Below are 15,109 nucleotides of genomic sequence, written 5' to 3' on the forward strand. Positions count from 1 at the left end.
CTCATTTCTTATTATTAATTTTTAACTGACTCCAGCGCTCAAGTATTTTTCCCTGTTTCACGAATCTTGGTTTGCCCACTTTAGCCGGAATTTGTTTATCCCGAATTTCTACAAGGACTTTATCTCCAGTCGCGTTAGGTACTCTGGCTAAAGCAATGGATTGACCTAAAGTGGCAGAATAGCCACCGCTGGTTATAAGGCCTTCCCCAATGCCCTCGACAATAACGCGCTGACCGGAGCGCATAATTCCCTTATCTTCAAGCAGCAAACCGACGAGTTTTCTTTTAATGCCATGTTGCTTCTGGGATAATAATGCCCCCATACCGATAAAACCGCGATCTTCAGGCTGCCATTTTACAGTCCATTCAAGTCCAGATTCCAAGGGAGTGCTAAGTTCATCCATATCCTGCCCGTAAAGAAGCAGGCCTGCTTCCAGTCGAAGTGTGTCCCTTGCTCCGAGACCACAGGGTTTGACTCCCACTTTTATGAGAGAAGACCATAATTCAGTAATCTCTTCTTTCGGAAGAATAATCTCAAGGCCATCCTCTCCGGTATACCCTGTGCGTGCAAAAAACCAATGGCCCACGTCAACGCATTCGAAACTGGTCAAAGTGGATACTGCGTCTGCTTGTGCCGGACTTAAAATGGCCAGGGTTTTTTCAATGGCTTCCGGACCTTGAACAGCTACCATGGCCAAATCATTGCGTTCCTGAAGACCAACTGAGAAACCTTCACTTTTTTCACGAATCCAGGCTAAATCACGACTGCGGGTGGCTGAATTTAATACCAGACGATAATTGTCTGATGCTCTTTGATAGACGATTAAATCATCGATGATGCCTCCATGCTCGTTGCACATGCAACTGTAGAGTGCCCGCCCCGTATGTGACAATTGATCAACATCATTGGTTAGTAATTTTCTTAAGAACTGACGACCGCCAGCGCCTAAGACATCGACTACTGTCATGTGGGAAACATCGAATATACCTGCATGTTCGCGTACTTGATTATGTTCCTCAAGCTGTGAACCATAATGCAATGGCATTTCCCATCCATGAAAATCAACCATTTTGGCACCCATTGCGATATGCATAGCATGCAGTGGCGTCTTTGCGATCATAATATCCCTCTTTTGGCGCGTTGGTGCGAATGATTATACCGAGATGTACTGCCGCGACAAGAGCGTATGACTCATCTTTGTATTCGCAGTTATTAATTTGCTAATAAAGAGCCGGGCCTATTAACGGGGCTGAAGACCTTTTCCATTAACATGGAAAGGGCAAGTACTATTATGATAGATGATAATCCAGGTTTATCTAGGGCCGTTAGGCAATTTTTTCGTCTAAGATTTGTTCAACAAAGCGTTTCAGTTTTTGGTAATGTGTTCCTTGCCAATAAATACGATGGCAATTTATACAGCGCGTAAATTGTTCATAATGTTTTTTGGTTAAGGCCTGAAGGTGCATGATGACTTCCGCTTTAGGTACTGCTTTGAGCTCACCATTGCATTCCAAGCATCGACTAAAGGGTTTACAGGCTTGGTACAAATCAAACCGTTTTAATACTTCTGAAATCTGCGTTAGAGGTTTATTGCTTCTTAGCCAATAGCCATGTGTAATGATCTTATGTTTTAAGAGACCCACATCCCGTGTAAGAATAATCCTCTTCTCCGCTTGGCTTCGCTGGATAATCTCGGAGTCAGCAAAATTGTTTTGGTAAGCGCTATCAAAGCCAAGGAGCCTAAGATATCTTGCCAATTTCCCCAAGTGGACATCCAGTATAAATGCAGTATTGCGAAGCGGCTTCGCCCTTAAATGAGTCAAGGTGCTGATGTCGAACGACTCAAAAACAGGATAAACAGCAATGTGGTCCCCACCTTTAACTTGATAGGAAAAGTTAACCGATTGTCCGTTAACCAAAATGAGATCCACCTCAGCATGAGGAACCCCTAAGGATTCGATCAGGTCTTTAATCGCTGTCCTTGCTGCCACTGCGTGTTCAAACCCTTGATTACGTTTCTGCAAGGTGAGGAAATCGTTTAATTCTTCATAAAAACGCAGCCATACTTTATTCATTTGTTGCTCAATAACAGGACATCAAACATTAAAATAAAGATTGATCTCGGACTTATTATCAACCATCGAGCGTTCAAATTTATCCGGATAGACGCCGATTAGGAAGTCACTCAGGCCATAAGAAAAGGCTTCCTCCTCCAAAAAAGAGGTTTTCTTTTGATTGACAAAAGGCAAAATCAATAAATCCCCCTCATACTGAATTTTTACTGCCACATCAATTTGATCATAGGACAAAATAACATTGATGCTGCTTATCGCCAGATGGCCATGAAGCAAATGGTGCATGATGGAACCAATAGTCAATGCAATTCTTTCCATATGATAAGAATCAATTTTCCATTGTTTGCCACGTGCCAAGATAAATTCTTTCAGCTTTTCGGCAGAGGACTCTTGTTCATCACCAAAGCTGAATACAGCTTGCTTACGAATGCCTAAACGAAATAGCAGATGCAAGGATAAGGCGACAATCACCGATAAGGACAGGGAAGTGCAGGTAATGGCTTGTAAAAGGGGTGGCAAGCTATTATAAAACCCAGGATAAATCTCCTTGCTGAGACCAAACAATAACGCCAAACCGATTACATAAGTCATCCTGGTATCAATGTTTCGGGAGGTCATGACTTCGATGCCACCGACAATCATAAAACTACCGGTGAACATCAACGCCGGCCCTATAACGGACATGGGCATGATGAGCAGTAAAGACGCGAACTTTGGTAGCAGGGATAAAAGCAGCAACAACACACTGGCTGCAAAGGCGATGTAACGGCTGGTAGCTCCTGTTGCTGTGGAGACTCCCACCAGACTTGGTCCGGTGCTAATCCCGGGTATACCGAATAAGCCCGCCACAATTGCGCCAAGGCCATCAGCAAAAACGCCTCCTTTGATGGATTTTAAATCAGGGTTTTTCCAGGAAGAATCGTTGATTTTCTGGCAGGTAGTTATCACCCCCACAGTTCTTAATGCAGCAGCAATGCTGGCTACAAAAAAGGGCAGGATAAGGGAAAAAGAAAAGTGATAAGAGATAAATTGCACATGAGGCAGGGCAAAAAACGGTATGTTTTTAAGTTCGGCAATTTTCTCAGGCGCAATGGAGCCCAATAAGTATGCGCTAAGGAAGCCAATTGCAAGGCCCAGGAAAGAGCAAACCAATTTAATGATGCCTCGCCACCAGATGCTAAGGCTTACCATCGTGCCTAAGGTAAGAAGGCCAATAAAAATATGTCTTTCAAAATTTAAAGAATCAACGCGTGCAATCCCTAAAAACTGGTTTAAACCTTCAAGACCCAATTCAATGCCGACAATTGCAATGATAAATCCTGAAATTCCAGGAGGAAAAATGGCACGCAGCTGATAAACAAATCGCGAAAAAAGCACTTCCATTAAGCCAGAAAAAATGGTCATTCCTAAAACCAAAGGCAATCCTCCGGCGTCTGCTGCTAAAAGAGAAGCTTTAAGATAAATGGCCGATACCACAGGTGCGGCCAGATAACCTGAACCCACAGGAGGCCGCAAAGCCTGGATGGAAGTGGCTACGGCTAGGGCAATCATGCCCATCCTTACAGCATCCAAAGCAATGTCACTGGTCAAATGAGCCGCTCTAACAACAATGATGATGAGTACAAGATAGACAGACATCAATAATACGTGTTGCAAGGCAAGTAGAAATAGTTTCACCAAAGGTGGTTTGTCATTGACACCATAAATTAATTCTTCATTATTCATTCATAATCCAGCTGTTTTATCTGTTTTAATTCTACACAATATTGGCAGCATAGCTATCCATAAATCTTCAGATCGGTTATTGAATTGCTTTACAGGAAAGGAGGCGGTTTAACTTGAATTTTAACATGCAATCGGTTGAAATCAGCTAATGCCTGAGATAAGCAAATGAGGATCGTTTTGTTTGAGAAATTAAAAATAAGCAAATGGATAATTGGATTTTTTGTTTTTATTCTCATCCTGCTTGTCTACATTCACTTTACAGAACTGAGCAAATTTGTACTTTTATTGCGGCAAATAAAACCGCTTTGGTTCTTGCTTGCCTTATTATTTCAAGTTGGCACCTACGCTTGTCTGGCTGCTGTGTGGTGGATTGCTCTTAGCTATTTGCAGGAAAACATTCTTTTTAAGAATCTTCTGCTATTAAGCCTTGCGCAATTATTTGTAAATCAAACCATCCCCAGTAGTGGCTTAAGCGGAACAACCGTGGTCACGCAATTTTTGCTCAAGCGCGACATATCGACCAAAGCCATCGCTTTAGCCATTGCTTTAAATGTCTTCGCGCGCCAGATTTCCTATATTTTAGTATTCATCTTGTCAATTGCGATTCTTTGGCTGAACCACGGCTTGGGTAAGGCGCTGATTATTTTGACGGTAATTTTTACCAGCATCATGGTCATTATTTTTGCCGGGGCAGCTGTTCTTTGGATTCTGGCACGCAAAAATAAGCTGCCTTCGATACTTAAACGCCATAAAAACCTCGAATCACTTGTTTCGGCCATTAAAAAATTAAATCCCAGGCTGCTGTTGGATGTACGCGTTAGTTTGCCTGCCATTGCGTTATCAATTGCCATTTTTATTTTTGATTCATTAACCCTGTGGATGATTCTTTTGGCTCTAGGCATTCATTTAAATTTTGCTTTGGTTTTTTCAGCGCAAGTCATAGCACAAGCGGTTGCAACCCTCTCCTTTGTGCCTGGAGGTCTTGGTGTTTTTGAAGGAAGTTTAACGGGGGTGTTGCATTTGCTGGGCTTAAGCATAGAACCTGCTTTGGCAGCAACCATTCTTTTTCGAGGCTTAACGTACTGGCTGCCGATGATCCCAGGATTTTTTATCACCCAGAAAGAAGCTCGTAAAAAGAAAAAACAAGAATAAAAGGGTATTTTTCTGTTTTACCCCCATCAGTGGGATTGCACTTAAACCATGTTTGCCTTAAGCATCTACCATCCACCATTTGATTAAGGCATCAATAAAAGTGAGGCTGAGAAAGATGAGCTTGGTTGTCCTGCCTGGCTATGCTATCCCCCTTGGGAAAGAAGTGATAGGAGTGCCCTGTCGACCCGGTTCTATTTCTGTTCACCATTGCAGCCCGAATAGGGCGCGTTTTTTTCGTCTGTACAGCAAGATGAGCTTCGATGACCAAGATGGCTGCTTGATTATGGTGTTTTCGGGCAATTGTTAAAGGGTCTTCCTGATTTAAATTTCTGCTCTTCAGGCTTGCTCCCTTGGCCAGCAATAGACGAAATAATTCACGATTTTCTTTGCTTAATTTAGAGCGACAAGCCAGCATTAAGGGTGTCAATTGCTTGCAATTGACCGCATCCACCTCCACACCCGGCATATTTAATATTTCTTTGGCGATTTGATAATGTCCCTGGCGGCAAGCCAATGCCAAGGGTGTTTCCTTTTTTGCACCACAACGAAGGTTGATGTCAAGATTGGGTGCTCTCAGTAAATGTCTCACAGCCTGCCATTGCTGATTGGCCATGGCATAGACGAAAGCTGCAGAGAACTGGAGCTCTGTAAGAAAGTTGGTTTTTTTACTAAGCCTGATGATTTCCCTTAGCGTTTCCTCTTCACCATTTTGAGCGGCAAGCACCAAAGCACTCAGGTTGCGATTATTTAAAATGGTCATATGTTGGTAAAGTACAGGATAACGGTTATGAAGCTGATGCAATCTGGTTGTCAGCTTTGAAGAAGAATCAGCACTGATGAAATCGATGTTAAAAACAATCTGCTCCTTTTCTTTAAAACTGAGGTATAACTGCTGGCAAAGCTCCTGATGGTTTAAAACAAGATAAGGTCTGTCCTGCCGTTGACCATAGAGATAGTTAATATCAATAAATAGCCAATCTTTTTGCAGTTTTTTGAATCCCGTCGTATGTTCTTCACTGCTAATAAGCATCGCAATGTTATCTTCATTGTTTAGAAGTTCATGCAAATCTTCTATGAATCTAAGCAGCTTTAATGGTGAAGGAAATGAAAACACTTTACGAAATGCGCAAAAGACCTGTTTGTTTGCTGCTAATCTTGAGGCAATCATGCTCAAAATTTGATTGATGCTCGTCTGAGTTAAATGAGAGGCGTAGATGTCTGGAAACCATCCAGGGGTCTGTGCCAGACATAAGGCATCAAGAAAACTGCCGATTTCAAGTAATTCATCTTCTTGTGGTCTGATGCGCTTTTTAAATTTTATTTTGTGGTTGATTTGCGAGAGTTTATGGGGCAAATCCTGCTTCTGATTTTTTATGATATTTAGCCTTTGGTAGAAAGCATCATCATAATCCAGTGCTGCATCTTGAGCCCATGTGAGGGTGAAACCGAAACAAACCCCATTGTCGCGAACGTAATGAAAGCGGCTGATGAGGTCTAGTAAATCATGGTGACTTAAAACTCGGTTAGACCGTGAAGCGTAGGCTCGTTGAAAAAAAGATTGCCGCAAGACCACCTGATACAGAATAATTACGGCCATACCAACAATAAGAATATAAAAGTAGTACATTCCCTTAGGCTCCTTGCAATCCATTAAAATCAAAACACATCTGGGCATGCCTGTAAAGCTTATAGGAATGGCTTTCCCACCAGCTGTGTAAAACCATCTGAACCATACAATTTATACAGCAACTTAGCTGCTGCGGGAGAAAATCCAAATAGCAAACCGTAGTGAGAGACAGGCAAACACGTTAGCCAACAAAATTTCAGAATGATAATATAACGAGCATTTAATTCATGGGAATTACTATGTTTCTTGCAAGAAGAGCAGCTGCCAGTCCAAACTTTAATTTCATTATTGATACACTGAACCAATATGCTTCATTGCCAGGCCTTAGTGACTGTGAAATTCGTTTGGCGCTAAACGAAGAGGAGCAAATTCGATTGCAAAATCACCTGGTCTTTTCTTCCCTTCAGTTTCAGTTTGCCCCTAATGCCGACAAGAACCAGCCTGCTTTAATCCTCAAAAGCCTTAAACTGAATGCCAAAGAATATGGACTTACACTGGCAATTTTCCGTGACCAGCGGATAGAACAACAGGTGCTGATTCCTAAAACATTAGAAACCGAGATCATTAATAATCCGGACGATCACTTTGGTTTGCCTGCTTTTTGTGAGGACAAAGAGCTCTTTATTTGCGTGGAAAAAAATCTTGGTGAGGATAGGAAACGTCAAATCATCAAGTATCTGGAAGGTCATAAGAACAGTCAGGCGATCCTTTTTGAAATCGATACAAATCAGCCAGGGCAAGCCTGGGAGCAACTGATTGCCCTTTCAACTGAAGCCAAAACAAGGAATTTCAATCGTCGCGGTATTTTTGTCGCAGTAGGGGGGGCGGCAATCCAAAATATGGTGGGTATGACCGCCAGAACATTTCGACGTGGGGCAAGTTGCATGTACTACCCACTGACCCAAGATGATCTTAAAGAAGCCTTTAAATTGAATCCTAAAATTCAATGGGATTCTAAAGCAAGAGCAATCCCTTTTTATCCTGCAACTTGGGTGATCATTGAGAAAAGCCTTGATGTTTCTTTAGGCGATAGCAAGCTTTGCGAACACTTGCCGCAGTCATTAACCGTAAAGGAGATCACAAAAGCCTTAGAACCCGATAATAATCAGATTGTTCAGGCTTGTCCTGAAAAACGCCTGTTGATAGTAATTGATAGGAAATTTTATGAATCCCATAAGGAGAAATTGGACGATTATTTCCGTCACAATCTTCTTCTACAGCAGAAAACATATCGAATTCTGTTTCTTGAAGGTGGGGATGAAAACAAAAATCAGTTCATTCTCAAAAAAATTATGGACGAGGCCTTCACCGTGGGTGTGGATAATCGCCAAGGCGCTATCCTTGCTTTTGGTGGTGGCGTTGTTTTAGATGCAGTCGGCGCGGCTGCAGCTTTGGTCGATACCGACTACATTAGAGTGCCAACCACCTTACTGGCCGTTATTGATGCTGCGGTAGGGATTAAAACTGGGATTAACTTAAACGGCAAAAATGATTTTGGTGCTTTTTATAAACCACGCGCTGTGGTTTACGATCAAGAATTCCTTAAAACCGAAGCATTAAGAAACATTCAGAGCGGTTTGGCAGAAATGATAAAGATCTTTATCGTAACTGATTCCAGCTCTTTTTATCGCTTGGAGAAGCATTTTAAACAGTTTCTCACAAAGGATTTCAACGAGAATACCTCAGTGCTGATGAGCGCTGCCATTTATTGCATGCTCCATCAATTGCAACCCAACATTTATGAAGATCGAACTTTAGAAAGATTGGCTGATTTTGGCCATGAAATTGGGCATATCTTCGAATATTTGTCTGAATATCGCCTGCTTCATGGAGAAGCGGTTTCCCTCGGAATGGCTGTGGCTTCGACAATAGCTTACCACCGACAATTACTGGCTAAGGCAGAGCTTGATAACATATTAAGGTTGTTGCATGCCATTGGTTTGCCCATAGCAGATGAATTATATGGGCAAAATCATCTTGGGCACATTGCTGAAAAAATGAGGGATGCTAAAGCCAATAAAGGAGGCGATTCCGCGGTTGTAGCTCCGGTTAAAGTGGGTCAGGGCAGTTTTATTCGTGACATCAGCCTGGAAGAACTCGAGAGAGCGTTCTCCTATCTGGTTGATGAAAAAGAGCAGTTGGATAAAGACAAATGGCAAGAGCAGGGCCAACAGTTTATAGTCGATGAATTCAGGCCAACTGAAGCACAAGCTTCAATAGTTTTCGACGTTGGAGGCACGAATTTACGCTGCGGTGTTTATTTGTCAAATGGCACCTTGGTGTATGAAACGAGAAATCCTACGCCCTCCATAAAATCAATGCCTGAAGCTTCACTTAAGGAAATTCAACGGTCATTAATTGGCGCTATCAAACAATATGTGCGGCAAGCTCAAGAGAAATTTCCCGAAGAGGACTTGCAACAAGTAATTATTTCTTTTGCAGGCACACTAAAGAAAGGCGTGGTGCTAAAATCAGCCTCCCTTTGGGGGGAAGCTTCCAATGTGCCCTTGCAGGATATGTTGGAGTCAGCCATGCCCAATTTAAAGTTTACTTTAATCAATGACGTAATAGCCGCCGCATGGCGTTATGGCACTGACCCCTATTATTCGCAACTGAATAGCATTTGTATCTTCACTCTAAGCACAGGCATTGGCGCCGCTTATTTCTCAATTGGTGAACAAAATCAGGATAAGGAAGTCATCTCCATCGGCCATAAGAAAAAATTCAATGAAGAAAACAGTTTGCAATGCGATTGTGGCGAATATGGGCATTTGGAACCTTATGTGTCTGGACGAGGAGCCCTGCACCAGATCATCCGCATGGCAATTGATGCCACCCAATCTTCACAACGTGCTGCTTTTCAACAGTCTTTTTTATTTTACCCGGCAAAGCAAAAATTACTGTCTTTATCTCCATCAAAGATAGAGGCCATTCTAAAAGATCCCTACATCAAAAAAATTCTAGACGAAAAAGGAATCCCCATTGCCCCCATTGATGAAATGAGTTCATACTTTATCCAAGGTAAAACGGAGTGCTCTTCCGATCCTGAACTCATTGAGGCATTGGCTTGTGCCGTCGTGATGGATAACCAATTGCTTTGTGCAGCCATTAATAAAAAAGATCCCTTTGTTGAGCCGTTGTTTCAGCAGATTGTTGAACAAATTGGCGAGGAAATCCTGCAAATCGCAAGAGGGGGAACCGATCGCATTATTTTAATGGGAGGCTTTGCCAGGGCCATTAAAGAGCGGCTGGAAACGGCGTTATTAACTGTTTGCTTGAACAATAAAATTCCTGCTAAACGGGTGCATTCGCTTTTTAGTTGGGCTTTAGACGACGATAACGATGGAATTTTGGGGGCGGCCTATTACGGTGATCAACCGCGGCGCTTATGGAGTCTTTTTAATCGGATTATTGCTGACAAGGCCAGATTAGCTCAGGACAAAGCCTCTGCTTTGCACGAGAAAATATTAAGAAAAGCTTTTCTTTGTGCTTATCATTTCCACAGTCACCGGCCCAAACAGGCAAGTTTTAAATACCGGCCTGACGAACCTTCCCGTTATTTCATTTGGCATCCGCTGGAGCTTGCAGGGCAGGTTGTTCGTCAGTTATCTCCAGATGATAGCGAATTGATTGTAGCGGCTTTCCTGCATGATTTGCTTGAATACACCGAGATGGAAGCAACAAAATTGCAGGAGAGTTTTGGTCTTAAGGTTTTAAACATCGCCTGTGATCTTTCTCAGCGTCGAGAGTTGCTCTCGATGTCGCTGGCAGATTTAGACAAGCATGGCTTTAACAGCACAATCATTGCCAAGTATTTGGGTTGGGATTTAAGCCTTCCTCTGGCAGACGAGCAAGTTAAAGCCATAGCAAACATCGCCACCAAAATTGAACACTACTCACGCTTGCTCGATAATCCCCTGGATGTTCGCAGTCAAGTCCTGAAAATTTTGGATAACATCAATAACTATTCCTCAATCGATAGGCTAAGCAGCAGTGAGCTGAAATACAGAACGGACGTGGAATTGCTGCTCTTTAAAATTTATCTTGATAAATTATCCGTTCCCAGGGCTATCCGTGCAGATGCTTATAGCTACATCAATAAATTGCTGCTTACTTTCGGCCATGCTGATTTAAATTCTGAGGCAAGTAAAAAGAAGCAAGCCTTAATCGAAAGGGACTTATTGCAACCGGCTCGTCGAAAAACGATGGCAGTTTCTATAACAGACAGTTCCTATTTATACGAAAATTCCCTCTCAAAGGCTTGTGAGCAACTTTCTTGCGCAAAGCAACAAAATTTTGCCCGTGCTTTGAAACGCTTGACGGATTTAAATACGCTTCCAATCAGCAAAAATCAATTTCTACAAAAATTAAAAGGAGCATTTCAGGCTCAAAGCGAAGAAGCAGAGAGCCAAAATACCAAAGAGGGCAGGCTGTTTGAAATCGCTTCCCGGCTGTTTAGTCAGCTTAAGGAACACTACTCCTTGCCAGGGCATTATGGCCGATTTTCTTCAAATCTTTCCTCAGCGCAGTTGCTTTCCTGTGGCCAAACGATTGTTTATTGTCCGAAAGGAAAAAATCTCAGTGTTTTGCCTGGACAAAAATATAAGGATCCGGATACTGGAAGGATTAATCCTCTAGTTACTGCCATGAGTGGAAGCAAGGAGTTTTGGCTTGAGTTTTTAGAAGAGCAGGAACTTGATGTGGAAAGTCAAAATTTTTATAGTGAAAATCAGACTGAAATTGATAAATTCCTGCAAGATAAACAATTCCTTTCTTATGCGTCTCTATTTTATACCTCTGATCGGGTGGTTCCTTTCAAGATAAAGTTGCCAAACGGTAGGGTGCAAGAGCTTTGTCTATTTGAAAGCAACGCCTCTCAAATCGTGGGTGGGCAATTCATGTTTGTCGCGCCAAGCAGTATGCCAGAGCTGCAAACGGAACAATTGGTTCGAGAAATCACTTCAATCAGTAAGGCTCTAGATCATTATTTGCTTACGGGCCATTACTCGCGCGCGTTTGAAATCCTTCAGGCGAAACATCGCAATCTGGTACGAAGTTTAAATCCAGTGAAATGCCTGCAGCGACGAGGCTCAACCTCTCTGTTATCGACAACCCCTTCCTTTTTTACAGAAAAAAACGATGCTCCAAAATCCCCGCAACCTGTCTCGAGCAATGATTTGTTTCCAAAAAGCCAGGCGAAAATGGTATTTCGAAATCTTCCTATTCGCAAAAAAGCGGCCTTCCCTATGAAAAAAAATGAGCATGCTGAATATCTGTTGATGGTTGCAACAGCACTTGAAGCCAATTACGCCTTGTTTCAAAATTCCTCAGACACGGCTTCAATTCCTGAGCATTATCATTTCTATGCGGTTAATAAAAATAAATTCCTTTTTGATGGGGAAAAGGTTCAAAGCATTCCCTTGTTTCAGGCGAAAAAGGCCTATGGGCTTTATCAATCGGACAAATTCATGCTTGAACGGGTTGAATGGCAAGGGGCTTGTTATCGCCTGACTGTCCATTTGCAAGAGCATTTAATTGACTATGGCCCTGCTGTGGATTGTCTGCAAATGATAGAGGGGATTGCCAATGAGCTCATTTCTGATGAGGTTAGTGAATCCTGCCAACTCACTTTCGTTGCCAATCGGCAGAATCATTGTGTTGATCTGTATATTGGAATTCGCAAACATTTTAGAACTTATCCCTTGGAAAATTCTTTGGCCAAGCAGAATGATCTTCAGTATCCATTTAACGGCGCTTTAGAGTTTGCAGGCATCAATACGATGAAAGATGAAAATGAATTTAAAAAATACCAGGCTTTTTATCAAAAGCATGTTCTGGAACAAGGAGAGGCAATGGCGAAAAAAATGCTTGTTGAGATTCAAAATGAATCTTTAAGATTGTCGAAACCAGAGACTCAACTTTTGACCGAGTTTGAAACTCGTCTTAAGCAAGGGTTAGCTCAACAAGCAGAAACAACTTTTTCATGCAGTTAAATGTTCAAACATGCCCAAGGAGCTATCGCTCTTCGGCATGTTTTTTGCCAGCAATTCATTAAAGACGGTCACATTGGCGGGGAAATTAAACTATGGCAGAGGAAATCATCAGCAAATCCTGGGGGAGCCGCATAAAGGATGCATTTATGGGCATTCTCTTTGGTATTCTTCTGATCATTGCCGGCATTATTCTCACTTTCTGGAATGAAGGCCATGGTTTGCACACCGCCCAGTCATTAGTTGAAGCGAAACAACAGCTGATTTCAGTCCCGACCTCACCGATTGATCCCAAAAATAACTTAAAAGTCGTTTATTTTAGCGGCTTCGCCAACACTAAGGATATACTCAGAGATACTCTACTGGGGGTTTCTGAAAATGCAATTTCCTTGCAACGAAAAGTTCTGATGTACCAGTGGAAGGAAAATAAAGAGACCAAAACGGAATCTCAATTGGGTGGCTCTGAAAAGCAAGTTACGACTTATTCCTATCAAAAAGTCTGGTCCAGCCGCTTGATTGACAGCAGTCAATTTAAACAACAGCCAGGTCATGAAAACCCTGCTGCCTTGCCTGTTGAATCCGAACAGCAATATGCGCAAACCGTAAAGGTAGGCGACTTTTTACTGCCCGAAGTATTGATAAGGGAAATCAGTGAGGCAAAAGCCGTCGATTTAAGTAAGATCAATATTAATAATTTGCAAAGCCGCTTGAATAAGCCCATAAAACTTATCAATAATCAGCTTTATGCAGGCCAGGATTATCAAAACCCGCAGGTGGGTGATGTACGCATTTCGCTTCTGGTCATCCCAGCGCAAACGGTTAGCATCATCGCCCAACAAACGGGTAACAGTTTGCAGGCTTATATGGCCAAAGCCGGCCAATCTGTTCTTCTGCTTGCTTCAGGACAACAGTCCTCGGATCAAATGATTGAGAATGCTTTAACGGAAAATCGCATCATCACCTGGATTTTGCGAGGGGCTTCCTTAGCGATGATGATTTTGGGATTTTCCCTCATTCTAAAGCCAATTGTTGTCTTGGCTGATGTTTTGCCAATATTGGGCAGCATTGCCGGTTTTGGTACGGGTGTAGTGGCCTTTCTCTGTGGATTCAGTCTGTGGGTTTTAATCACGGCCATTGCCTGGTTTGCCATTCGGCCTTTATGGTCATTGGGTTTGTTGTTAGTTGCTGCGATAATCATATATTTTGTTTATCAGCGGCGAAAAACTAAACCAATCGCTCCTGTACAACCCATCAGGAAGGATTAGGTAAATTTAATTAAGGACAGCAGTGAACTATTGGACATCCTGGCGTTGGTTAATTGACTTCATTTGGCTCTTTTTTTTAATGGCCTTATTGCGTTATTTCTGGCGAGATCGACAACAATTAAAAAAAACCAAAAACTGGCATGCCACCAAAGGGCGTATTACTCAATTTTTATGGACACAGGAAGGGCATCGGCTTTGGCCAAAAATTCAATACAGTTATCGTGTCTATGAGCAGGATTATCAGGGTGAACATCTTTTTTTAGACAGTTCACACAACAGTCCAAATAGCAAATACGCGCGTCATTTAGCTTACCGTGCGGCCATGGCTTATGAAAAAGATGAGGAAGTGGATGTGTTTTACAACCCGGACAATCCCAATGAGGCGGTGCTCGATACGACCATGCCTCGCAAGCTTAATCTCATTATAGTTTTATTGACTTTCCTTATTTTACTTCACTTGTTGATTGTTTTTTATCGTTTGCTTTAGTGGATTCATCAGCCGATGCGGGTTGACAACGACAAGGAGGCTTGCTGATCTTTGCTTGCAAACTCTCAATTGCAAGCCCTCGTACTCCTTGTCCTGATGGTGCTGGAATGAAATTAATGGTTACCAGTAAATGCTGCGTTTGCTGATACTGCGGGTTTTTATAAAGCACCAGTAGAGGCATGCTGGCTTGCCATTGATCGGTTTTGATGGTTTTAACCTCTGGAGGCGAGGTGGCTACCGAGCTTACAAAATAAGAGTTCTGCTGCACCATTTGCGGAAGTTTTGCCGCATTCAATGCATTGCTGTAAGCAATCCAACCCGATGCAGTGAAATATTTGGCAATTTCTTTCTGGCGAGTTAAGAAATTTTTGTAATCATAAGTATAGGTGGCTACAATGGCTTCATTGGCCCAAACTGCAAGCTGAGTATTATCGGGGGCTGCAAAAGAGGGCATGGAGGATACCAGGAAAAGAAAAATCGCAAAAAATTTGCTTCGCTGCATACAATGTCCCCCGCTAAAAAATTGTATTCTAAACAGCTTTGACCAACAAAAAAACCCTCATTAAGAATAATCTTGCAAAGCAAAACAAGCTATTTTATCCTTCCTCGTCTTATAGATGGACCTCTCTGTATCGATACGTCGGTATTTATGGTATTTTATACAGGTTTGGGATCTGATCTACCCAAATCGGGTGCTTAACAAATCCCCGCCCTTTATAGCCAATCAAATGATTTAATTGGTTGAGTATAGGTTTTTCAATCAGTTTAATAATAAAAAGAGAAGGGAG

Annotated in this window: 9 protein-coding genes; 4 read left to right on the forward strand and 5 right to left on the reverse strand. The window is 42.3% G+C overall.

Going from position 1 to position 15,109, the window contains the following annotated elements; all coding sequences use genetic code 11:
• Position 1: 1 nt before the first annotated feature.
• The 3 genes from gcvT to EL203_RS00695 all read right to left on the reverse strand — a co-directional run bounded on the left by gcvT (position 2) and on the right by EL203_RS00695 (position 3,800).
• Positions 2-1,120: a glycine cleavage system aminomethyltransferase GcvT gene (gcvT, locus tag EL203_RS00685; protein WP_058471465.1), complete on the reverse strand. Its 1,119-nt coding sequence runs from the start codon at positions 1,118-1,120 to the stop codon at positions 2-4.
• Between the two features lie 205 nt (positions 1,121-1,325).
• Complete coding sequence (locus tag EL203_RS00690; protein WP_058471464.1) at positions 1,326-2,075, reverse strand: Mut7-C RNAse domain-containing protein; 750 nt, start codon at positions 2,073-2,075, stop codon at positions 1,326-1,328.
• A 21-nt stretch (positions 2,076-2,096) separates the two neighbouring features.
• The gene (locus EL203_RS00695; RefSeq protein ID WP_058471463.1) at positions 2,097-3,800 is read right to left on the reverse strand and encodes a uracil-xanthine permease family protein; all 1,704 of its coding nucleotides are present in this window, start codon (positions 3,798-3,800) and stop codon (positions 2,097-2,099) included.
• Positions 3,801-3,965: 165 nt separating this feature from the next.
• On the opposite strand from EL203_RS00695, the gene EL203_RS00700 reads away from it, so the two are divergent.
• Positions 3,966-4,952, forward strand: a complete 987-nt coding sequence (locus EL203_RS00700) for a lysylphosphatidylglycerol synthase transmembrane domain-containing protein (protein ID WP_064108354.1) — start codon at positions 3,966-3,968, stop codon at positions 4,950-4,952.
• Positions 4,953-5,043: 91 nt separating this feature from the next.
• Here the strand turns inward: EL203_RS00700 and EL203_RS00705 are convergent, their stop codons facing one another.
• Positions 5,044-6,579 carry an ankyrin repeat domain-containing protein gene (locus tag EL203_RS00705; RefSeq protein WP_058471461.1) on the reverse strand — a complete coding sequence of 512 codons (1,536 nt, stop codon included), beginning with the start codon at positions 6,577-6,579 and terminating at the stop codon, positions 5,044-5,046.
• 239 nt (positions 6,580-6,818) lie between these two features.
• Between EL203_RS00705 and EL203_RS00710 the strand changes: the two genes are divergently transcribed.
• From EL203_RS00710 to EL203_RS00720, 3 genes are all read left to right on the forward strand, one after another.
• Positions 6,819-12,572, forward strand: a complete 5,754-nt coding sequence (locus EL203_RS00710; protein ID WP_058471460.1) for an ROK family protein — start codon at positions 6,819-6,821, stop codon at positions 12,570-12,572.
• Positions 12,573-12,664: 92 nt separating this feature from the next.
• A complete protein-coding gene (locus tag EL203_RS00715) occupies positions 12,665-13,834 on the forward strand; it encodes a TMEM43 family protein (protein WP_058471459.1) in 1,170 nt (389 codons plus the stop codon).
• Positions 13,835-13,856: 22 nt separating this feature from the next.
• Positions 13,857-14,321, forward strand: coding sequence for a DUF3592 domain-containing protein (locus EL203_RS00720; RefSeq protein WP_232003980.1), 465 nt, complete (start codon positions 13,857-13,859; stop codon positions 14,319-14,321).
• Here EL203_RS00720 and EL203_RS00725 read toward each other — a convergent pair.
• Complete coding sequence (locus tag EL203_RS00725) at positions 14,278-14,823, reverse strand: DotI/IcmL family type IV secretion protein (protein ID WP_058471458.1); 546 nt, start codon at positions 14,821-14,823, stop codon at positions 14,278-14,280. The two genes, EL203_RS00720 and EL203_RS00725, sit on opposite strands and share 44 nt — an antisense overlap.
• Positions 14,824-15,109: the final 286 nt, after the last annotated feature.

Origin of the sequence: Legionella jordanis (assembly GCF_900637635.1) — a bacterium.
GTDB lineage: Bacteria > Pseudomonadota > Gammaproteobacteria > Legionellales > Legionellaceae > Tatlockia > Tatlockia jordanis.